A 20,409-nucleotide genomic window follows, 5' to 3' on the forward strand; every position below is an offset into this window, starting at 1 on the left:
GTTCGCCTACAATCGTCCCACTCTTGGCTCGATTTGAACGCGCCGATGTTGTGGAAATTGTTGGTGCTGGCACCAAGGCCATTAGCGACTTTGTCACGAAGAGGTATTGATATGAACACTGTCACCAAGAAGCCGTCTGAGACTTTCGTCAAAGAGTACAAGCTCATTTCGAAGCCGGGTGCAGTGATCAAAGTCCGCGAACTGACGCTTACGGAATTCGGGATGCGCGCAATCACGAGTGGCAGTGCAGGCATCAGGCAAGGCGCGCTTGAAGAAGCCGGTCCACCGTCGCCATTCAAGAAAATGGCCCCGGCTTGAGCCGACAAGAGGAAGTAGTCGGCGGACTTCCTTTTTTTTGCGCCTAATGGAGCCGGCTCTAGCGGCCGGCCTGTGCCGCGGCCACCGACATCTCTCCCACCATGTCCGCGATGTCGCTGGCTGCCTGCCCGGAGAGCGCAGGCGCTCCCAGGCGGCGCAGCAGCGCTTCCCGCGCCACCGCGAAAGCGATCGCCTGACCCAGGAGAGCGTGAGCACGCAGGACGTTTCCCGGATCCTCGGCCGTCCCACTACGCAGGGCAGCGACCAGGCCCGAGATCGCCGTATGCAGCGGCTGGAACAGCTGGGCGTAGAGCTCTTCGTAGATCGGCGTGGGATGAAGCTGCTCGCGCGCCAGCAGCAGGCTGCGGCCTGCGGCGCCGTCGGTTTCCTCCAACAGTACCAGGGTGAAATTCCGCATCAGCGCTTTCAGCGCCTGCGCCGCCCCCGCAGCCGTGGAGGGCGGCCGCGACGCGGCCCCCAGCCCCACGCGTTCGACAATGCTGTGAGCCACATGCCGGACGACGGCGGCATACACGCCGTCCTTGCCGCCGAAATGATAGGGGATGGCCGACTGGTTCACCCCCGCCGCCTCCGCCAGTTGCCGGGTGCGGACGCCTTCCAGCCCATGGCGGCTGAACAGCGACAGGCCCGCCTCGATCAGCTTGTCGCGGGTCTCGCGGGCGCGTTCCGCCTGTCCATCTGTGGCTTGCTTCATCGTGTTCCGGGGCCGGGCGCCGTGGGCTACCACCTAGCCTGCATCAATCTCGTCGAGTTCTGGTTCAGTTCCACGCCAGCGGTATCGCCCACGAGGACAGTGCCGCCGATGTTGGCCACATGCCGCCCAAACGCGCAATTCGGTTCGAATGCGAAGCACATGCCCGCCTGCAGTTCGAGTTCCCGCGCCACCGTGGGCAGGCGCCGCAATTGTGTATAGCGGCCGGCCTCAGGCAGTGATTCTATGCCGGGCGCGGTGCCGAAGCCCACCGGACCGTAGGGATTGATGCTGTGTATCAACGGGTGCACGTGCCAGCCCCCGGCCTCCAGCAGCGGCTGTTCCATCGTGTCCACCACGGCGCCGAAGGTGTTGCCGGCATACAAGGCCTGCACACCGCGCTCGTAGCAGGCCCGCGCCACGTCCGCCGCCCGCAGGATGTCGGGATGCACGTCTCCCACGGCCACCGCGGCCTGATGCTGCGTCTCCATCATGCCGTAGAGCGCGAATATCTCGGACAACACGATATCGCCATCCTGCAGGATGCGCGGCCGCTGAGAGCGGTATTGCCAGGCCGGCGGCCCCCAGCCCACGTACTCAGGCCCCGAGCCCAGGAGGATCTCGGCGGTGTAGCCGCCCATGGAAAAGCAGGTGGCGGTCACGGCGGCAACCAGTTCGGCCTCGGACACGCCCGGGCGGGCGCTGCGCCGCAGCGTTTCGCTCATCGCCTCGCCGATATACGCGGCATAGCGGATCAGGGCCAGTTCCTCTTCGCTCTTGACCGAGGCCAGCGCGAAGAAGCGGCGGTACACCGGCACGAATTCGGCCTCCGGCAGCGCTGCCGTCAATCCCTCCATCGTCCGGCAGGGCAAGGCGCCGTCGAAATAGAATGGCGGGTAGGGCTCCAGTCCAATGATGCCCACGCGCTTCATGGGCTCCCCGCGACTGGCAAGGTAGGCGCCCACGTCGCGGCCCGTCTTGCCCACGCGGAGCTGCTCGGGCGCCAGCCATTGCAGATCGCCGCGCAAGGCCGCCTGCATGTGATCGGCCACCATCATGGACGCAAACGTGAAGACCAACGGCGCGTCGTCGCCCCGGAAGACCACCAGCGAGCCCGGCCGGTCGTTGGTGAAGTAGCAGTCCTGGGCGAAGGCGGCCGGCGCGGCAGCCTCCCGGTCGCCATAGACCACCAACGCATCGAGATTTTCTTCCCGCATGAGTTGGCGGGCCAATTGCCAGCGCCGGTCGCGCTCGGACAATGACAAGGGAGGGGGAACTTGGGTCATGCGTAGCTCCGGAGTGGATTGGCCTCTAATTTAATTCATTTGAATGAATTAAATCAAATCAACGTTCGGAAACCGCCGCTGAGCCGGCCTGGCGGTGCCCCCCGGCATTCCGTCCCCGACCGTTTTGCAATCTTCGCGAAATTTGTGCATAATTCGGCCCCTCTACCTGTTCCCCGATAGCTCAGTCGGTAGAGCGACGGACTGTTAATCCGCAGGTCGCTGGTTCGAGCCCAGCTCGGGGAGCCAAAGAATGCAGTACTGAAGGGCCCGCAACGTGTTGCGGGCCTTTTGCATTCCGGGACGGCCTTCCGGCCGCTGCGCAGTACCATGATGCGCATTCCCCACCACATGCCGCCAGCCCCATGCGTTCCACGCGATCCCTGCCCGCCCTGGTCTCCCTGCGCGCCTTTGAAGCGGCCGCGCGGCGGCTGAGCTTTTCGCAGGCGGCCCAGGAACTGTTCGTGACGCAAAGCGCCGTCAGCCACCATATCCAGCGGCTGGAGGCGGAGCTCGGCGTGGCGCTGTTCGAACGGCGCACCCGCGCCGTGGCCCTGACGCCCGCGGGCCAGGCCTATTACGCGCGCGTGCATGCCGCGTTCGAATTGCTGCGCCAGGGCACCGACGAGATCCGCGCGCCCGCCGCGGCGCGCAGCAAGCTGCGGGTCGGCTTGCTGGCATCGTTCGCCACGCGCTGGCTGGCGCCGCGGCTGGCGGGCTTCGCGGCGGCCCATCCGGACATCGAGCTGCAATTGCTGCCCGACATCGCGCTGGCCGACGTCGCCGGCGGCGAGGTCGACGTCGCCATCCGCTACGGACGCGGCTCCTGGCCCGGCGTGCGCGCGCGGCTGATCATGACCGAGCGCCTCTCGGTGGTCTGCGCCCCCGCGCTCATCGCGGGCAGGAAACGCCCGCGCAATACCGACGACCTGCTGCGCTATCCGCTGCTGACGTCCCACGCCAGGCATCCGTTCGAATGGGACGCCTGGGCCCGGCACTACGGCCTGGACCTGGGCCGCGCGCAGCCCGTGCGCCTGCACGACTACAACATCGTGGTGGAAGCCGCCTTGGCGGGGCAGGGGCTGGCGATGGGGCGGCACCGCCTGATCGAGCCCCAGCTGGCCAGCGGCGCGCTGGTGGAGGCGCTGCCGGGCAGCACGCTGGAAGCGCCGCGCATCGGCTGGTGGTTCGTGACGCCGCGCGCCGCGGCGGGCGACGCCGCGCAACGGTTCCAATCCTGGCTGGAGCAGGCGGCCGCGGCGCCGGACGGCACTCATTAGTTTTACTCATGCGTACTGCGCAAGAATTGATTGGTCACGGCGCGCCGCGGCCGATAGCATGAGGACTGCCCTTTCGATCCCGATACAGGAGTTCCTCATGACCCGCTCTATCTCCGGCCGCGTGGCCGAACTCGGCCTGGCCCTGGAAGCCGCCTCCGCCCCCGCCGCCAACTACGTGTCCAGCGTGCAGGAAGGCAATCTGCTCTATATCTCCGGCCAGATCTCGCGCAAGGACGGCAAGGCGGCTTTCCTCGGCCGGCTCGGCGACCAGGTCTCCGACGCCGATGGCGTGGAAGCGGCGCGTCTGTCCGCGCTGGGCGTGCTGGCGCAGATCGCCGCCGCCACCGGCGACCGGCTGGATCGCGTGGCGCGCGTGGTGCGCCTGGGCGTGTTCGTGGCCAGCACGCCCGACTTCAACCGCCAGAGCGCCGTCGCCAACGGCGCCTCCGACCTGATGGTGGAGGTCTTCGGCGACGCGGGCCGCCATGCGCGCAGCGCCGTCGGCGTGGCCTCCCTGCCGCAAGGCGTGGCCGTGGAGGTCGAAGCCGTCGTCGCGCTCACCCAGGCCTGATCCCACCCATTCCGGAGCCGCCATGTCCGCCCCGTTGACTCCCGCCGCCATCGAAGCGCTGCGCGACCTGACGCCGGGCGCCCAAAGCACCGTCCATTTCAACCATGCGGGCGCTTCGCTGCCGTCGACCGCCACGCTGCAGGCCATCCATGCGCACCTGTGGCGCGAAGCCACGCTGGGGCCGATGGAGGCCGGCATGGCCTCGCGCGAGCAAACGGAACGGGCCCGCCTCCTGGCGGCCCGCCTGCTCAATGCGGATCCCGGCGAGATCGCGCTGACGGGCGGCAATTCGCCCGGCTGGGGCGCCGCCTTCGCCGCGCTGCCGCCCTGGCGGGCCGGCGACCGCATCCTGGTCGGCCGGCACGAATGGGGCGGAAACCTCGCGGCCATGCGGCTCGCGGCGCAGCGCGCCGGCGCCACGGTGGAAGCCATACCTTCCGACGACAGCGGCTGCGTGGATGCGCAGGCGCTGGAAGCCATGCTGGACGAACGGGTTCGCCTCATCGCGCTGACCTGGCTGCCCGCCAACGGCGGCCTGATCAATCCCGCCGCCGCCATAGGCGAGGTGGCGCGGCGGCACGGCATCGCGTATTTCGTCGACGCGGCGCAAGCCGTGGGCCAGTTGCCGGTGGACGTGGCCCGGATCGGCTGCGACGTGCTGAGCGGCGCCGGACGCAAGGCCTTGCGCGGCCCGCGCGGCACCGGCCTGCTGTACGTGCGCCGCGGCTTTCTCGACACGCTGGTCCCGCCCATCGTGGACACGCATTCGGCGCCGCCGGGCGCGGACGGACAGCCCGTTCTCCGCGAGGACGCCGCGCGCCTGGAGTCCGCCGAAAACTCGCTCGCGCTGCGCTGCGGCCTGGCCAACGCCCTGCAGGAAGCCCTGGACATCGGCGTGGACGCCATCCGCGCGCGCATCGATACCGTCGCCCAGGCCCTGCGCGCGGCGCTGGCGGCCATCCCGGGCATCACCGTGCTGGACCAGGGCCGCGAACGCTCGGGCCTGGTGGCGTTCAATCTGGCGGGCCGCGATGCCGTGTCGGTGCAGCGTGCCATGGCCGCGCAGGGCGTGACCATCGGCAGCAACGGCGTGCCCTACACCCCGCTGGACATGCAAGCCCGCGGCCTGACGCAGATCGCGCGGGCGTCGGTCAGCTACCTGACCAGCGACGCGGAAATCGACCGGCTGCTGGAAGGGCTGCGCGGGCTGGCGCGCAGTTAGCCGGCAACCTCGGCGCGGCGCGAAAAGGGCGACCACTTCGTGAAAACGAGCAGGTTGCCCAGCATCACCAGGCCCAGGCCCGCCATGCCCGCCGGCGTCCACTGGTAGCCCTCGGCGTACGTGGACACGCTCAGCGCCACGACCGGAAACAGCACCGTGCAGTAAGCCGCCCGCGCCGGCCCCATGCGCCCGACCAGCGTCAGGTAGGCGGTGAACCCGATCACCGAGCCGGGAACGGCCAGATAGACCAGGGCTCCCACGTAGGTAGCCGAACCGTCGAACTCGAAAGGCAGGCCCGCGGCCACGCAACCCGCCAGCAGGATGGCCGCGCCGTAGAGCATGCTGTAGGCATTGCCCGTCAGGGGTCGGATGCCCGCGCGCTGCTGCAGGGACGACAGCATGTTGCCGGTGGAAAAACAGAAGGTCCCCAGGAGCGCGAACCCCAGCCCGAGCAGGGTTTCGTGGCTGGCCTCCTGGCTGGCCAGTTCCGGCCAGAACAGCAGCACCAGCCCGGAAAAGCCGAAGGCCCCGGCCACCATCACGCGGGGCGCGATGCGCGTGCCGAACCACAGCCGGGCGTTCAGCGCATTCCACAAGGTGGCAGCCGAGAACACCACCGAGACCAGGCCGCTGGGGATCCATTGCGTCGCGGTGTAAAAGCACAGGAAGTTCAGGCAGAACAGGCACAGGCCCTGGCCCACGCACAGCCAATGCCCGCGGCGATCCAGCCGTTGCAGCTTGCGGGTCAGCAGCAGGGCGGCGAACAGGACCAGGCTGGCCAGCGCGAAGCGGTAGAAGATCGACACCGGAATGGCGACCACGCCCAGCTGGAGCTTGATGGCCAGCCAGGTCGTGCCCCAGATGATGACGGTGAGGAGATAGAGGAAGAGGTTCACGGTAGGGCGCCCGACGAGGCGGAAACAGGGACAGAGAAACCGGCAGCGCAGGAACCGCCCGGCCACCAGTGTGCGCCCCGACGCGCGCCGGCGATTGCCGTTTCTTGCGGTTTTTGCTCGCGCGCGCGCCACGCGCGCGAGGATCGCAGTAGCATTTCAATCCTATGGCTCTCGTCGCTTCGGCTCCGGCCGATTTCTCCGTTTTCCGCACGCTGTCGCGCTCCACCGCGACGCTGGTGCGCGCCTCGCCCCTGGGCGAAGGCGTCGCGATCTCGCAATGGTCGCGCAGCGCCCGCGAAACGCTGGGCTATGAAACGCCCGGCCATCACACGCTGTCGCTCTATCTGCATGGCGGCGACAAATCCTTCCGCGTGGGCCAGGATTCGCTGCACGGCGGCGCCGGCAAGTTCTGCGTGCTGCCGGCCGAGCACCATTCGCGCTGGAGCATGAACGACACGGTGCATTTCCTGCACCTCTACATCGCGCCGGAGCGCCTGGCCCGCGAGGCCGTGATGAGGCTGGATTGCGAGCCCCGCACGCTGGAGTTGCGCGACCGCACCTACATCCAGGACGACTCGCTGATCGACGTGTGCCGGCGGCTGCTCGGCACCGACTGGACGCAGCCCGCGGACCGGCTGGCCGCCAGCAGCGCGGCCGAGACCGTGCTGCACCACCTGCTGAACCAGGGCGTCTCGCGCAAGACGGGCGCGCCGTCCCGCGGCGGGCTCGCCCCCGGCGTGCGCCGACGCGTCATGGACTACGTGGACGCGCACCTGGCCGAGCCGCTCACGCTGGACCGGCTGGCGGGCGTGGCGGCGCTTTCCACCTACCACTTCGCCCGCATGTTCCACACGTCTTTCGGCGAACCGCCGCATGCCTGGGTCCGCGCCCGGCGCCTGGCCCGCGCCCGCGAACTCCTGGCCGCCGGCAAGGGCGACCTGGCCGGCATCGCCCAGGCCTGCGGCTTCGGCAACGCCAGCCACCTGGCGCGCGTCTTCCGCGATGCCGTCGGCGTCACGCCCGGCCAGTATCGCGGCGCCCGCGGCACGCACTAGCTCCGACCCTGTTTCCAGACCCGCCGGTCTACAATGGCGCACCGCCCGTAGGGCCTGTCCACGCTTCTGCCCCACGCGATGCCGTCCCCGACCCCTCGCGACGTTCCCCCCCTGGCCGACTCCGCCGATCCGAGCCGCTTGCGCGCGCACTGGCTGGCCGAGCTCGTCCGCCTGCGCGAGGCGCACTGGGGGCCGCTGGAAGACGCGGACGCGGTGCGGCAGGCACGCCTGCTCGACGGCGGCCTCCCCGCGCGCATCCTGGCCCGTGCCGCGCTGCTGGCGCGGCGCGAGCAACTGGCGCCCCTGGTCGACGCCTGGCGCCGCAGCGCGCTGGCCATCCTGGCCGCGTTGTTCCTGCTGGCCGCGGTCTCCGGCGCGGCCGCCGCCCTGGGCGCGCTGGGCGACGGCTCGCGATCGGTCAACGTCCTGTGGGCCCTGGGGGCCTTGCTGGGCCTGCATGCCCTGACGTTCCTGCTGTGGCTGGGCAGCTTCCTGCTCCGGGCCCCGGCCGCCACCGGGCTGGGACGGATCTGGCTCTGGGCGACGCGCAAGCTGGCCCGCGGCCCCGACGGCGCGCTCGTTCCCCAGGCGTTCCTGAACCTGCTGGCGCGCGCCGGCGCGCTGCGCGGCCTGTTCGGCGCCATCAGCCACCTTCTGTGGCTGACCGCGCTCTGCGTCGCGCTGGCCACCTTGCTGGCCGTGCTGTCCACCGCCAGCTACCGATTCATCTGGGCCACCACCTTGCTGGCCCCCGACACCTTCGTATCGCTCACCCGCGCCATCGGCTGGCTGCCCGCCCAGCTGGGTTTCCCGCTGCCGGACGCGGCCATGGTCCGCGCCAGCGACGGCACGCAGGCCCTGTCCGCCGACGCGCAGGTGCAATGGTCGATCTGGCTGATCGGCGTGCTGGTCGTCTACGGCATCCTGCCGCGCCTGCTGGCCGGCATCCTGTGCGCGGCCGGCACGCTGCGCGCGCTGCGCCTCCTGCGCGTCGATCCGGCGCTGCCCGGTTTTTCTTCCCTGCGCGACCGGCTGGAGCCGCCCGCCCTGTCCACCGGCATCGATCGCCCCGTGGATCCCCTGCACGAACCGCGCGTGCGCCCGGCGAGCCAGGCCGGCCTGGGCGGCCAGCCCGTGGTGCTCGGGCTGGAGCTGCCGCCGGACCTGCCCTGGCCGCCGCCGGACGTGCCCGAGGGCGCGCAGCAGGCCGGCAATCTGGACACGCGCGAGGAACGCAACCGCGTGCTGGACGCGCTGGCCCGCGAGGCCGCCACCCGCCTGCTGATCGCCTGCGATGCGCGCCAGACGCCCGATCGCGGCACGCTGTCCCTGATCGCCGAACTCGCGGCCCACGCCGCGCAGACGCGCGTCTGGCTCATCGCGCCGCGCGCGGGCGCCGACGCCGCCACCCGCGCGCCCCTCTGGCGCGAGCGCCTGCTGGCCTTGGGCCTGCCCGCCGACGCCATCGTGCAGGCGCCCGCCGCCGCGTTCGCGTGGCTGGAGTCCGGCCATGGCTGAAAACCTGATCAAGATCGCGCTGGTCGGCCACACCAACACCGGCAAGACCTCGCTGCTGCGCACCCTGACCCGCGACACCCGCTTCGGCGAAGTGGCCGACAGCCCCGGCACCACGCGCCACGTCGAAGGCGCGCGCCTGCGACTGGACGGACGCGCGGTGCTGGAATGGTTCGATACGCCGGGCATGGAAGACAGCATCTCCCTGCTCGAATACCTGGAGCGGCTGGATCGTCCCGGCGAACGCCTGGACGGCCCCGCGCGCATCCGACGCTTCCTGGACACGCCCGAAGCCCACGGCCGCTACGAACAGGAAGCGCGGGTGCTGGCCAAGATGCTCGACTGCGACGCGGCGCTCTACGTCATCGACGCGCGCGATCCCGTGCTGGGCAAGCACCGCGACGAGCTCGCGATCCTGGCCGCCTGCGGACGCCCCTTGCTGCCGGTGCTGAATTTCGTCAACGCGCCCGCGCACCGCGCCGACGAATGGCGCGGCGCCATGGCGCGGCTGGGGCTGCACGCGGTGGTGGAATTCGATACCGTCGCGCCGCCGCTGGACGGCGAGCAACAGCTCTACGCCAAGCTCGGCGTGCTGCTGGACCGCCACGCCACCGCGCTGGCGCAGCTGTCCGACAGCCTCGCGGCCCAACGCCGCGCGCGCCGCGCCGCGGCCTACGAAATGCTGGCCGACCTGCTGGTCGACGCGGCCGCGCTGCACCTGTCCAGCGCCAGCGACGACACGGCGCTCGCCGCCGCCGCCAACCGGCTGCGCGAGCAGGTGCGCCAACGCGAACAGGCCTGCGTCGAGGCCCTGCTGGCGCTCTACAACTTCCGCCGTTCGGACTACGCCGGCGATGAACTGCCGCTGCAAGGCGAACGTTGGGGCATGGACCTGTTCCATCCTCAGGCGTTGAAGGACATGGGCGTGCAGGTCGGAATGGGAGCCGCGGCCGGCGCGATGGCCGGCGCGGCGGTGGACCTGTTCAGCGCCGGCCTGAGCCTGGGCACCGGCATGCTGATCGGCGCCGCCGCCGGCGGCCTGTGGCAAGGCGTGGAGAAGCTCGGCAAGCGCGTCGCGGGCAAACTGCGCGGCTGGCGCGAGATCAGCGTCGACGATGCCGTGCTGCGATTGCTGGCGCTGCGCCAGCGGCAATTGATCGAAGCGCTGGAGCGCCGCGGCCACGCCGCGCGCGAACCGCTGAAACTGGACCAGCCCGAAGACGACGCCTGGCGCAAGGGCCCCTTGCCCGAGGCCCTGAAGGAAGCCCGCAGCCGGCCCGAATGGTCGGCCCTCGGCGAGCACTACGAAGACAGCGACCGCCGCAAGCGCGTCGTCGGCGAATTGGCGAAAACCCTTGCCGAACAGCCGCTGCCCGCGGCATGAGCCGCGGCGCCCGCCAGCGCCGCCAAACGCACCATTCAAGCCCGCCGGCAAGCGCGTACTAACCCCAATCCAAACCGATTGACGCTTAAACGAATGCGTCTATAAGATTCGTTTTGCATCGGCGGGTCCGTCCCCGTCATGATAATCACAAGGTCACAAGGGGTTGGGTCGATCGTGAATTCGAAGTCCTACGCAGTGATTCCCGGCAGCGCCGTCACCGGCCCGCGCGCGGCTCGCGCCGCATCCCGCTCGACCCCGATCCGCCTTTCGTCGTAAGCAGCAACGCCATGCCCCCGGCCCCCGGATGGGGCTTGGGGGCCTATCACTTCTGTCGCGCTACCCGCGCACTACACGGAGCATGAGGGCTATGCGTACCTTTCCCCACCTGAAGCAAGCGGCGCTCGCAGCGGCCGTCGCGGCATCGCTGGCGTTCAGCGCCGGCGCCGCCGCCAAGACATTCCATTGGTCGTACCAGGGCGACGCCACGTCCATGGACCCGATGGCCCTGAACGAAACGTTCACGCTGGGCTTCCAGGGCAACATCTACGAAACGCTGGCGGGCTACGACGGCAATCTGAAGCTGACCCCGCTGCTCGCCGAAAGCTGGGAGAACCCCGAGCCCACGAAATGGGTGTTCAAGCTGCGCAAGGGCGTGAAGTTCCATGACGGCTCGCCGTTCACGGCGGACGACGTCATCTTCTCCTGGAAGCGCAGCCTGACCCCGGGCTCCGACATGAAGGGCTATGGCGCCAAGGCCTCCGACATCAAGAAGGTGGACGACTACACCATCGAAGTCATCACGCCCACGCCCAACCCCATCCTGCCGCGCGAATGGGTGTTCCTGTACATCATGAGCAAGTCGTGGTCCGAGAAGAACAAGACCACCGAGGCCACCAACGTCAAGGGCGACAACCAGGGCAACTACGCCAACCTCAACGCCAACGGCACCGGCCCCTTCATGCTGGCCTCGCGCCAGCCCGACGTGAAGACGGTGCTCAAGCGCTACGACGGCTACTGGAACAAGAACATCAAGACCAACGTGGACGAGGTCATCTTCCAGCCGATCACGCAGGAAGCCACCCGCGTGGCCGCGCTGATCTCCGGCGAAATGGACCTGGTGCAGCCCGTTCCCGTCCAGGACTGGAAGCGCCTCGAAGACGCCAAGGGCGTGAAGCCGCTGACCGCGCCCGAAGCCCGCGCCATCTTCATCGGCATGGACCAGGACCGCGACGAACTGCTGTTCTCGGACGTGAAGGGCAAGAACCCCTTCAAGGACCCGAAGGTGCGCGAAGCCGTGGTCCTGGCGGTCGACACCAAGGCCATCAACGAGAAGATCATGCGCGGCGCGGCCAAGCCGCTGGGTTCGCTCATCGCCACCGCCATCAACGGCTATGACGACTCCTTCGGAGCGCCCTACAAGCCGGATCCGGAACGCGCCAAGAAGCTGTTGGCCGAGGCCGGCTACCCGAAGGGCTTCACCGTCACCATGGACTGCCCGAACGACCGCTACGTCAATGACGAAAAGGTCTGCCAGGCGGTGGCCGGCATGCTGGCGCGCGTAGGCATCAAGATCAACCTGCTGGCGCAGACCAAGTCGAAGTACTTCGGCAAGATCCTGCTGCAGGCCGGCAACCAGACCAGCATGTACATGCTGGGCTGGACGCCCAGCTCCACCGACGCGCACAACACGCTGCTGAACCTCACCTCGTGCCGCAACGCCAAGACGGCGGCCGGGCAGTTCAACCTGGGCGGCTACTGCAACAAGAAGGTCGACGAGCTCACCGACAAGATCGGCGTCGAAACCGACCAGGCCAAGCGCAACGCGATGATCAAGGAAGCCTTCGGCATCGTGCGCAGCGACTTCGGCTACCTGCCGCTGCACCAGCAGCCCATGTCCTGGGGCGTGAAGGACAACATCCAGGTCATCCAGCGCGCCGACGACGTGCTCGACCTGCGCGACGTCGTACTGCCGTAAACCGCTGACGATGTGAGCCCCGGATGGCAACCGCCATCCGGGCGCGCCCGGCCCAGCCCCGCTTCCCGTTTTCAACGGAAACGCGGCCCGGCGTCATCTGCAAACGAGGGCTCCCGATAATGCTTTCCTTTATTGCGCAACGGCTTATCCAGTCGGTGCTGGTGATGTTGACGGTGGCGCTGATCGCGTTCTCCATGTTCCGCTATGTCGGCGACCCGGTAGCCAGCATGGTCGGCCAGGACACCACCCCTGAACAGCGCGCGCAGTTGCGCGGCGAACTCGGCCTGGACGATCCCTTCGTCGTGCAGTTCGCGCGCTTCGTCTCCAACGCGGCGCAGGGCGACTTCGGTATTTCGTACCGCCAGCGCCGCCCCGTCAGCGAACTGCTCGAAGAACGCATGCCCGCCACGCTGGAGCTGTCCTTCGTTTCCGCCGTGATGGCGCTGGCTCTCGGCATACCGATGGGCATCTACACCGCGCTCAAGCGGCACGGCGTGCTGTCCAAGGCGTTTATGGCGATCTCGCTGGCCGGGATCTCGCTGCCCACGTTCCTGATCGGCATCCTGCTGATCCTGGTGTTCGGCGTGCAACTGCGATGGCTGCCCAGCTTCGGGCGCGGCGACGTGGTCAGCCTGGGTTGGTGGACCACCGGCTTCCTGACCAAGTCGGGATGGCTGGCGCTGATCATGCCGGCCATCACGCTGGCGCTGTTCCAGATGACGCTGATCATGCGCCTGGTGCGCGCCGAGATGCTGGAAGTGCTGCGCGCCGACTTCATCAAGTTCGCGCGCGCCCGCGGCCTGCCGGAACGCCTGATCAATTTCCGCCACGCCCTGAAGAACACGATGGTGCCCGTGATCACGATCACCGGGCTGCAGCTCGGTTCCATCATCGCCTTCGCCATCATCACGGAAACCGTATTCCAGTGGCCTGGCATGGGCCTCTTGTTCATCCAGGCCATCAGCATGGTGGACATCCCCGTGATGGCGGCCTACCTGGTGCTGATCGCCTTCATGTTCGTGGTCATCAATCTGATCGTCGACCTGCTGTATTTCGCCGTGGACCCGCGTCTGCGCGTGCAGAGCAAATAAGGAACCCACATGATTGCTCGCATCGCTCCAATGTTTGCCCGCGCCGCCGACAGCGACCTCTGGCACAGCTTCAAGCGTTCGCCCGGCGCCATCGTCGCCGCGATCGTCACGCTGGCCATCCTGCTGGGCGCGCTGTTCGCGCCCGTGGTCGCGCCGCACAACCCCTTTGACCTGGCCTCCCTGAGCATCATGGACGCCAACACGCCTCCCGCCTGGGAAGAAGGCGGCAGCCCCGACTTCCTGCTGGGCACCGACGACCAGGGCCGCGACATCCTGTCGGCCGTGCTGTACGGGTCGCGCGTGTCCCTGCTGGTGGGCTTCGCCTCCGTGCTGTTCTCGATGGTGCTGGGCGTGACCCTCGGCCTCATCAGCGGCTACGCCGGCGGCCGCGTGGACAGCTTCATCATGCGCATCGCCGACGTGCAGCTGTCGTTTCCGGCGATCCTGGTGGCGCTGCTGATCGACGGCGTGGCCCGCGGCCTGCTGCCGCGCGACATGCATGACCAGCTCGCGCTGTACGTCCTGATCTTCGCCATCGGCATCTCCGGATGGGTGCAGTACGCGCGCACCGTGCGCGGCTCCACGCTGGTCGAGCGCAACAAGGAATACGTGCAGGCGGCCCGCCTCATCGGCATCGGCCCCATCACCATCCTGCGCCGGCACATCCTGCCCAACGTGATGGGCCCGGTGCTGGTCATCGCCACCATCCACCTGGCGATCGCGATCATCACCGAAGCCACGCTCTCTTTCCTGGGCGTGGGCGTTCCGCCCACCGCGCCGTCGCTGGGAACGCTGATCCGCATCGGCAACAGCTATCTCTTCTCCGGCATGTGGTGGATCTCCATCTTCCCCGGCATCGCGCTGGTGGCGCTGGTGCTGTCGGTCAACCTGCTGGGCGACTGGCTGCGCGACGCGCTCAACCCCAAGCTGCGCTGAGGATGCCATGGCCCTGTTGAACATCGAAGACATCCGCATCGAATTCCCCAGCCGCCGTGGCACGCGGGTGGCGGTGGACGGCGTATCGCTGAGCCTGGAGAAAGGCGAGATCCTGGGCGTGGTCGGGGAATCCGGCGCGGGCAAGTCCACCATCGGCAACGCCGTGATCGGCCTGCTGGAAGCGCCCGGGCGCCTGGCCGGCGGCGCCGTGCTGCTGAACGGCGAACGCATCGACACGCTGAGCCCGGCCCAGAAGCGCAAGGTCCGCGGCCGCCGGATCGGCATGATTTTCCAGGATCCGCTGACCTCGCTGGACCCGCTGCAGACCGTGGAAAGCCAGTTGGTCGAGACCATGCAGGTGCACCTGAACCTGTCGCACGACGAAGCCAGGAAGCGCGCGATCCAGTTGCTGGTGCAGGTCGGCATCGACAAGCCCGAGCTGCGCGTCAAGCAGTACCCGCACCAGTTCTCCGGCGGCATGCGGCAGCGCGTGGTGATCGCGCTGGCGCTGTGCTGCGAACCCGAAGTCATCATCGCCGACGAACCCACCACCGCCCTGGACGTATCGATCCAGGCGCAGATCCTGGAACTGCTGAAAAAGCTGTGCCGCGAAGAACAGGTGGGCATGATCATCATCACGCACGACATGGGCGTGATCGCGGACGTGACGGACCGCGTGGCGGTGCTGTATCACGGCAAGCTGGTCGAGCAGGGGCCCACCGCGAAAATCCTGGGCGACCCCGACCATCCGTACACGCGCAGCCTGATCTCGGCCGTGCCGCGCCCCGACATCAAGCTCAAGCGCTTCCCGCTCGTCACCTACATCGAGGACGTGAAGACGCCCGCGCAGCCGCTGGATCTCGCCACCCACTGGCTGGGCCAGCGGCGCGACTTCGGCGCGCGCACCGGCGGCCCGCTGGTGCAGGTGAACGACCTGAGCATGCGCTTCGTGCTGAAAAGCGCGCTGCTCAAGCGCAACCAGCGCACGCTGGACGCGGTCAAGCGCGTCAACTTCTCGATCGGCGAAGGCGAGGTCTTCGGCCTGGTGGGCGAGTCGGGGTCCGGCAAGTCCACCGTGGCGCGGCTGATCTCCGGCCTCTATACGCCCAGCGAAGGCTCGGTGAACTTCGGCGGCATCGACCTCACCGCCCTCAAGGGCGAAAAGCAGCTGAACCCGTTCCGGCGGCAGATCCAGATGATCTTCCAGGATCCGTTCTCCTCGCTCAACCCGCGCATGCGCGTGCTGGACATCGTGGCCGAGCCCATCCGCTTCCACAAGCTGGCGGCAAGCGAGGCCGAAGCGCGCCGCATCGTGGCGGACCTGCTGGACGTGGTCGGCCTGGGCGACCGCGCCGCCGAACGCTTCCCGCACGAGTTCTCGGGCGGGCAGCGCCAGCGCATCTGCATCGCGCGCGCCCTGGCCACGCGCCCCCGCTTCCTGATCTGCGACGAGCCCACGTCGGCGCTGGACGTTTCCATCCAGGCGCAGATCCTGAACCTGCTGAAGGACCTGCAAGAAGAGCTGGGCCTGACCATGCTGTTCATCAGCCACGACCTGCCCGTGATCCGCCAGATGTGCGACCGCGTGGGCGTGATGCGCTACGGCGAATTGCTGGAAGTCGCCGAAACGGAAGACCTCTTCGAACGCCCCCAGCATCCCTACAGCCAACACCTGCTTGGCCTCATGCCCCGCCTGCAATCCATGTCCCGCGAAGGACTGGACGTGGTGGAGGGCTAAGGCCAGGCGCCACCCGGAGCAAGACATGACGGCGACACCGCAGACCCTCTTCATCGGCGGCCAGGTTTTCGACGGCAAGGGCGGCCTGCTGCCCAACCACGGCGTGCTGGTCGAAGGCCAGCGCGTAGCGCGCGTGGCGCCGGCCGGCGAGTTCTCCGGCTACGCCGGCGCCACGGTGCGCACCGCGGGCATGACCCTGATGCCCAGCCTGGCCGACTGCCACGTCCACCTGGTCTATACCGGCGGCGCCGATCCCAACGCGCACCTGAGCAAGCAGGGCCCGGCGCAGATCACGCTGACCGCGCTGGAGAACGCCCAGGCCAGCCTGCGCGGCGGCGTCACCGCCGTGCGCGACTGCGGCGGCAAGGATTACCTGGAATTCGGCGTGCGCGACGCCATCGCGCGCGGCGTGTTCCCCGGCCCCACGATCCGGGCGTCCGGCCGCATCATCTGCATGACGGGCGGCCACGGTAACCGCATCGGCCGCGTGGCCGACGGCTGCGAAGACGTCATCAAGGCAGTGCGCGAGCAGGTCCACGCCGGCTGCGACCTGGTGAAGATCATGGCCACGGGCGGAGTGATGACGCCGGGCGTCAGCCCCATGGACGCGCACTACAGCTTCGACGAAATGAAGGCGGGCGTGCACGAGGCCAAGCGCTTCCGCAAGAGCACCGCCAGCCACGCCCAGGGCACGCAGGGCATCCTGAACGCGGTGCGCGCCGGCATCGATTCGATCGAGCACGGCATCTTCATGGACGACGACTGCCTGCGCGAAATGCTCGACGCGCAGACCTATCTGGTGCCCACCATCGCGGCGGTGCGCAACATCATCGCCAATGCCGACAACGGCATCCCCGCCTACGCGGTCGAAAAGGCGCGCGCCGTGGAACAGCGCCACCGCGAGTCGTTCCAGATGTATTACAAGGCGGGCGGGCGCATCGCCATGGGCACGGACGCCGGCACGCCGTTCAACCTGCATGGCGAGAACGCCATGGAACTGGCCTACATGGTGGAATTCGGCATGACGCCCGTGGACGCGCTCATCGCCGGCACGTCGCGCGGGCACGACCTGATGGGACTGGACGACCGCGGCGTCATCGCGGACGGCAACATGGCGGACCTGCTGCTGGTCCAGGGCGATCCCACGCAGGACATCCTGAAAGCAGCCGACAAGCGCTTCCACGTCGCCGTGCTGCGGCAGGGCGAGCTGGCCGCGGGCGCCTTGCCCGCCTGACGCGGGCAAAAGAAAAGGCCGCCGCGCCCGGGGGCGCGGCGGCCTTCGATACCGCCACGGGTCTCGCGCTTAGCGCGCGCCGCCCATGACGCCGCTCATGACCATCATCATGAACTGTTCGACCGGCATCTTCTTGCCGTTGAAGTCCACTTGGCCGTCGGCGTAGTTCAGGTACGTCACGATGTTGCCGTTCTCGACCTTGGCCAGGCCCATCGCCGTCGCCATGGTGCCCACCATTTCGGCCTGGCCCTTGGCGGTCTGCGCGGCCTGTTCGGCCGCCACGCCGCGCATTTGCGGTTCGATGGCCATCAGGTCGCCCAGGTTGCCCTTGGACAGCACGAGCTTGGCGTTCAGCCGGCGAATGACTTCCAGCGCCGTATCGGCGAATTCACCGTCCATCGAAGCCGGCTTGGTCAGGTCCAGGTCCAGGTTGAAGGTCGAGGTGCCGTTGGCGGTGCGCACTTCCAGCGGCGACACCGACAGCGTCGGGTTGCCGGCCAGCAGCAGTTCGACGTTGGTCTTGAGCACCTGCTTCTCTTCATCCGTGAACTGCGGGGCCTGCTCTTCGCCCTTGCTCTGCAGCATGCGGCGCGAAGCGGCCTCGTAGACGTCGTTCAGGGCCTTGAACGCCTTCGCGTCCAGGCTCTTCACGTCGACCGCCAGCTTCAGGCCGGCCATGTCCTTGTCCTGGACGTTGATCATCCCGAAGTCCACGGCCATCTTGGCGCCCATGGTGGTGTCGGCTTCCGTCATGTCGACGGCGATGACGGTGTCCTTCAGCTGGACCGGCGGCTTTTCCTTGGACGTGATCGTCCAGTTCTTGAGCGCCAGCTTCTGGCTGCCCACGTACATCTCGTTCTTGGCCGGCGTCATGTCGCTGGTCAGGGTCAGGCCCTGCATGGCCATGCGCACGATGTCGCTTTCCTCGGAGGGACCGGCCATCACCAGGCTGTCGGCCTGCAGCGCGACCGTGCCGTGCTTGGTGCCGGTGGCGTAGGTGACGTCGCCCTTCATGCCCGAGAAGGTCAGGCTGGTATCGCCCTTGGCGAACTCGACCGGGGCCATGTCGAACGTGCCCGACACGTTCTTGGCATAGCTGACGCTGTACGCGCCCGACAGCGGGGTGGCGCCCTTGGTCGCGCCGAACCATTCCTTCACGGCGGGTGTTTCTTCCAGCTGGAAGCGGCTGGCCACCATGGCCGGCGCAAAGGAGCCGGACTTCAGGTTCGACAGGGGGAAGGGGCCATGGTCCAGGTGCTCGATGAACTGGATGGCGTGTTCCTTGGCGGGCTGCCCGTCGGCGGCCGGCTCGGTGAACTTCACGCGATAGCGCTCGGTGGACGAAAACACGCCGCGCTCGAACGACATCAGCTCGACCACGGGCGTCACACCCCATTTCTCACCGAACTTCTGCAGCTCGGCATTGGCCTGATCGATCGACTGCTTGACGAAGGCTTCGGCCTTCTGGCCCGTGTACCAGGCCGTGCCGGTCCAGACCGCGCCCAGCGCGACCACCACGCCCACTACTGCCGACTTCTTCATAGCGATCCTTTATTCTTCAAATGGATGAAAGCGGACGGATTATAGGGAGTGCCGCCTAGGGAAAACACTTATTTCGTGCACAGGCGCTGCAATTTGTTACTTAGTGATACCCGCCCCGGGAAGGCCGGACGGTGCTGCAACGCGACATCGGCTACAATCGCCCTGTGTGTTTTGCCAATCTGCACACGTCCGCTAGGCCCTTCGCTGCCAAGCTTCGCCCATCAGGGCGCTTCCCTTTTCTCCTTGTTCGTCCGCCTGGATTGGAGTCTCTCAACTTGAGCGACGGGCTGCCGTTGGAGTTGTCTTGACTACCTCTACCCTTTTCGCCGACCTCGGGCTGGCTGATTCCCTGTTGCGCGCCATCACCGAGACCGGCTACACCGCGCCCACCCCCATTCAGGCCCAGGCCATTCCCCAGGTCCTGAAAGGCGGCGACCTGCTCGCCGCCGCCCAGACCGGCACGGGCAAAACCGCGGGTTTCACGCTGCCCATCCTGCACCTGCTGATGCAGAAGAAGCCCGAGCTGAGAAAGCCGGGCCGCCCGCGCTGCCTGATCCTGACCCCGACGCGTGAACTGACCGCGCAGGTCGAGGAATCGGTGCAAACCTACGGCAAGTACACCCCGCTGACGTCCATGGTGATGTTCGGCGGCGTCAATATCAACCCCCAGATTTCCGCGCTGCGCAAGCCGCTCGACATCCTGGTCGCCACGCCCGGCCGCCTGCTGGACCACTGCGGCCAGAAGACCGTCGACCTTTCCGGCGTCGAGATCCTGGTGCTGGACGAAGCCGACCGCATGCTGGACATGGGCTTCATCCGCGACATCCGCAAGATCCTCGCGCTGCTGCCCAAGCAACGCCAGAACCTGCTGTTCTCGGCCACGTTCTCCGACGAGATCCGCACCCTGGCGCGCGGCGTGCTGAACAACCCGGGCGAAGTGTCGGTCACCCCGCGCAACACCGCCACCGAGCTGGTCACGCAAACCGTGCACCTGGTGGAACAGCACCACAAGCGCGACCTGATCAGCCACATCATCCGCGAAAGCGGCTGGCACCAGGTGCTGGTCTTCACGCGCACCAAGCACGGCGCCAACCGCTTGGCCGAAAAGCTGGTCAAGGACGGCCTGACCGCCGCCGCCATCCACGGCAACAAGAGCCAATCGGCCCGCACCCGCGCGCTGGCCGGCTTCAAGGACAACACCGTGACGGTGCTGGTGGCGACCGACATCGCCGCCCGCGGCCTGGATATCGATCAGTTGCCGCAGGTGGTCAATTTCGAACTGCCCAACGTGCCTGAAGACTACGTGCACCGCATCGGCCGCACCGGCCGCGCCGGCGCCACCGGCGCCGCGATCTCGCTGGTCGACAACAGCGAAATCAAGCTGCTCAAGGACATCGAGCGCCTGATCAAGAAGCCCATCGAGCGCAGGGCGGTGGAAGGCTGGACGCCGCCGGCCACGACCGCCGCGTCCTACGACCGCCAGGAACGCGACGAAGACAACCGCAGCCCGCGCGGCGGCGGCGGCCGCAATGGCGGCCGTGGCGGCAACGGCAATGGCAACGGCGGCCGTTCGCGGCCGGCGCAAGGCCAGGGCCAGCCCCGCGCCGCGGCAGGCGGCCGCGCCCCCGCGCCGGCTCGCGCCGGCGGCGAAGGCCGC

General features: G+C 68.1%; 17 protein-coding genes and 1 tRNA gene. 14 read left to right on the forward strand and 4 right to left on the reverse strand.

Annotation, left to right across the window (positions count from 1 at the left end; genetic code table 11):
• The first annotated feature begins 111 nt into the window (after positions 1–111).
• Positions 112–318, forward strand: a complete 207-nt coding sequence (locus ADE01S_RS31370) for a sulfatase (protein ID WP_075873375.1) — start codon at positions 112–114, stop codon at positions 316–318.
• Between the two features lie 58 nt (positions 319–376).
• On the opposite strand, the gene ADE01S_RS24470 is transcribed toward ADE01S_RS31370, so the two are convergent.
• Both ADE01S_RS24470 and ADE01S_RS24475 read right to left on the reverse strand, forming a co-directional pair.
• On the reverse strand, positions 377–1,033 hold the full coding sequence (locus tag ADE01S_RS24470) for a CerR family C-terminal domain-containing protein (protein ID WP_062684342.1): 657 nt from the start codon (positions 1,031–1,033) through the stop codon (positions 377–379).
• A gap of 26 nt (positions 1,034–1,059) precedes the next feature.
• Entirely contained in the window at positions 1,060–2,316 is a 1,257-nt protein-coding gene (locus tag ADE01S_RS24475) for a M24 family metallopeptidase (RefSeq protein ID WP_062684343.1), read from the reverse strand.
• 170 nt (positions 2,317–2,486) lie between these two features.
• Here ADE01S_RS24475 and ADE01S_RS24480 point away from each other — a divergent pair.
• The 4 genes from ADE01S_RS24480 to ADE01S_RS24495 all read left to right on the forward strand — a co-directional run bounded on the left by ADE01S_RS24480 (position 2,487) and on the right by ADE01S_RS24495 (position 5,386).
• Positions 2,487–2,562: transfer RNA gene (locus tag ADE01S_RS24480), tRNA-Asn, on the forward strand.
• Positions 2,563–2,678: 116 nt separating this feature from the next.
• The gene (gene gcvA / locus ADE01S_RS24485; RefSeq protein WP_062684344.1) at positions 2,679–3,593 is read left to right on the forward strand and encodes a transcriptional regulator GcvA; all 915 of its coding nucleotides are present in this window, start codon (positions 2,679–2,681) and stop codon (positions 3,591–3,593) included.
• Between the two features lie 97 nt (positions 3,594–3,690).
• Complete coding sequence (locus ADE01S_RS24490) at positions 3,691–4,164, forward strand: RidA family protein (protein WP_062684345.1); 474 nt, start codon at positions 3,691–3,693, stop codon at positions 4,162–4,164.
• A 22-nt stretch (positions 4,165–4,186) separates the two neighbouring features.
• A complete protein-coding gene (locus ADE01S_RS24495; RefSeq protein WP_062684346.1) occupies positions 4,187–5,386 on the forward strand; it encodes an aminotransferase class V-fold PLP-dependent enzyme in 1,200 nt (399 codons plus the stop codon).
• On the opposite strand, the gene ADE01S_RS24500 is transcribed toward ADE01S_RS24495, so the two are convergent.
• Entirely contained in the window at positions 5,383–6,282 is a 900-nt protein-coding gene (locus ADE01S_RS24500) for a DMT family transporter (protein WP_062684347.1), read from the reverse strand. The genes ADE01S_RS24495 and ADE01S_RS24500 overlap by 4 nt on opposite strands.
• A 164-nt stretch (positions 6,283–6,446) precedes the next feature.
• Here ADE01S_RS24500 and ADE01S_RS24505 point away from each other — a divergent pair, with 164 nt between their 5' ends.
• The 8 genes from ADE01S_RS24505 to ADE01S_RS24540 all read left to right on the forward strand — a co-directional run bounded on the left by ADE01S_RS24505 (position 6,447) and on the right by ADE01S_RS24540 (position 17,210).
• Positions 6,447–7,337 (forward strand): helix-turn-helix domain-containing protein, encoded by an 891-nt coding sequence (locus tag ADE01S_RS24505; protein WP_062684348.1) that lies wholly within the window; start codon positions 6,447–6,449, stop codon positions 7,335–7,337.
• A gap of 78 nt (positions 7,338–7,415) precedes the next feature.
• The gene (locus ADE01S_RS24510) at positions 7,416–8,855 is read left to right on the forward strand and encodes a DUF2868 domain-containing protein (protein ID WP_062684349.1); all 1,440 of its coding nucleotides are present in this window, start codon (positions 7,416–7,418) and stop codon (positions 8,853–8,855) included.
• Complete coding sequence (locus tag ADE01S_RS24515) at positions 8,848–10,236, forward strand: GTPase/DUF3482 domain-containing protein (RefSeq protein ID WP_062684350.1); 1,389 nt, start codon at positions 8,848–8,850, stop codon at positions 10,234–10,236. The genes ADE01S_RS24510 and ADE01S_RS24515 overlap by 8 nt, the downstream gene beginning before the upstream one ends.
• 367 nt (positions 10,237–10,603) lie before the next feature.
• A complete protein-coding gene (locus ADE01S_RS24520) occupies positions 10,604–12,211 on the forward strand; it encodes an ABC transporter substrate-binding protein (protein WP_062684351.1) in 1,608 nt (535 codons plus the stop codon).
• A gap of 119 nt (positions 12,212–12,330) precedes the next feature.
• Positions 12,331–13,302, forward strand: coding sequence for an ABC transporter permease (locus ADE01S_RS24525; RefSeq protein ID WP_062684352.1), 972 nt, complete (start codon positions 12,331–12,333; stop codon positions 13,300–13,302).
• Between the two features lie 9 nt (positions 13,303–13,311).
• The gene (locus ADE01S_RS24530) at positions 13,312–14,238 is read left to right on the forward strand and encodes an ABC transporter permease (protein WP_062684353.1); all 927 of its coding nucleotides are present in this window, start codon (positions 13,312–13,314) and stop codon (positions 14,236–14,238) included.
• A gap of 7 nt (positions 14,239–14,245) precedes the next feature.
• The gene (locus tag ADE01S_RS24535) at positions 14,246–15,976 is read left to right on the forward strand and encodes an ABC transporter ATP-binding protein (RefSeq protein WP_062684354.1); all 1,731 of its coding nucleotides are present in this window, start codon (positions 14,246–14,248) and stop codon (positions 15,974–15,976) included.
• A gap of 25 nt (positions 15,977–16,001) precedes the next feature.
• Positions 16,002–17,210 (forward strand): metal-dependent hydrolase family protein, encoded by a 1,209-nt coding sequence (locus ADE01S_RS24540; protein ID WP_062684355.1) that lies wholly within the window; start codon positions 16,002–16,004, stop codon positions 17,208–17,210.
• A 69-nt stretch (positions 17,211–17,279) separates the two neighbouring features.
• Here ADE01S_RS24540 and ADE01S_RS24545 read toward each other — a convergent pair whose 3' ends face one another.
• Positions 17,280–18,752 (reverse strand): YdgA family protein, encoded by a 1,473-nt coding sequence (locus ADE01S_RS24545; RefSeq protein WP_062684356.1) that lies wholly within the window; start codon positions 18,750–18,752, stop codon positions 17,280–17,282.
• A 304-nt stretch (positions 18,753–19,056) separates the two neighbouring features.
• Between ADE01S_RS24545 and ADE01S_RS24550 the strand changes: the two genes are divergently transcribed.
• A partial coding sequence (locus tag ADE01S_RS24550; protein ID WP_062684358.1) for a DEAD/DEAH box helicase occupies positions 19,057–20,409 on the forward strand: 1,353 nt, incomplete at its 3' end.

Source organism: Achromobacter denitrificans NBRC 15125, assembly GCF_001571365.1.
Lineage (GTDB): Bacteria > Pseudomonadota > Gammaproteobacteria > Burkholderiales > Burkholderiaceae_B > Achromobacter > Achromobacter denitrificans.

Coding starts and splice junctions, on each gene's coding strand:
- ADE01S_RS31370 (WP_075873375.1), top strand. CDS start 112: ATGAACACTGTCACCAAGAAGCCGTCTGAGACTTTCGTCAAAGAGTAC.
- ADE01S_RS24470 (WP_062684342.1), bottom strand. CDS start 1,033: ATGAAGCAAGCCACAGATGGACAGGCGGAACGCGCCCGCGAGACCCGC.
- ADE01S_RS24475 (WP_062684343.1), bottom strand. CDS start 2,316: ATGACCCAAGTTCCCCCTCCCTTGTCATTGTCCGAGCGCGACCGGCGC.
- gcvA (WP_062684344.1), top strand. CDS start 2,679: ATGCGTTCCACGCGATCCCTGCCCGCCCTGGTCTCCCTGCGCGCCTTT.
- ADE01S_RS24490 (WP_062684345.1), top strand. CDS start 3,691: ATGACCCGCTCTATCTCCGGCCGCGTGGCCGAACTCGGCCTGGCCCTG.
- ADE01S_RS24495 (WP_062684346.1), top strand. CDS start 4,187: ATGTCCGCCCCGTTGACTCCCGCCGCCATCGAAGCGCTGCGCGACCTG.
- ADE01S_RS24505 (WP_062684348.1), top strand. CDS start 6,447: ATGGCTCTCGTCGCTTCGGCTCCGGCCGATTTCTCCGTTTTCCGCACG.
- ADE01S_RS24510 (WP_062684349.1), top strand. CDS start 7,416: ATGCCGTCCCCGACCCCTCGCGACGTTCCCCCCCTGGCCGACTCCGCC.
- ADE01S_RS24515 (WP_062684350.1), top strand. CDS start 8,848: ATGGCTGAAAACCTGATCAAGATCGCGCTGGTCGGCCACACCAACACC.
- ADE01S_RS24520 (WP_062684351.1), top strand. CDS start 10,604: ATGCGTACCTTTCCCCACCTGAAGCAAGCGGCGCTCGCAGCGGCCGTC.
- ADE01S_RS24525 (WP_062684352.1), top strand. CDS start 12,331: ATGCTTTCCTTTATTGCGCAACGGCTTATCCAGTCGGTGCTGGTGATG.
- ADE01S_RS24530 (WP_062684353.1), top strand. CDS start 13,312: ATGATTGCTCGCATCGCTCCAATGTTTGCCCGCGCCGCCGACAGCGAC.
- ADE01S_RS24535 (WP_062684354.1), top strand. CDS start 14,246: ATGGCCCTGTTGAACATCGAAGACATCCGCATCGAATTCCCCAGCCGC.
- ADE01S_RS24540 (WP_062684355.1), top strand. CDS start 16,002: ATGACGGCGACACCGCAGACCCTCTTCATCGGCGGCCAGGTTTTCGAC.
- ADE01S_RS24545 (WP_062684356.1), bottom strand. CDS start 18,752: ATGAAGAAGTCGGCAGTAGTGGGCGTGGTGGTCGCGCTGGGCGCGGTC.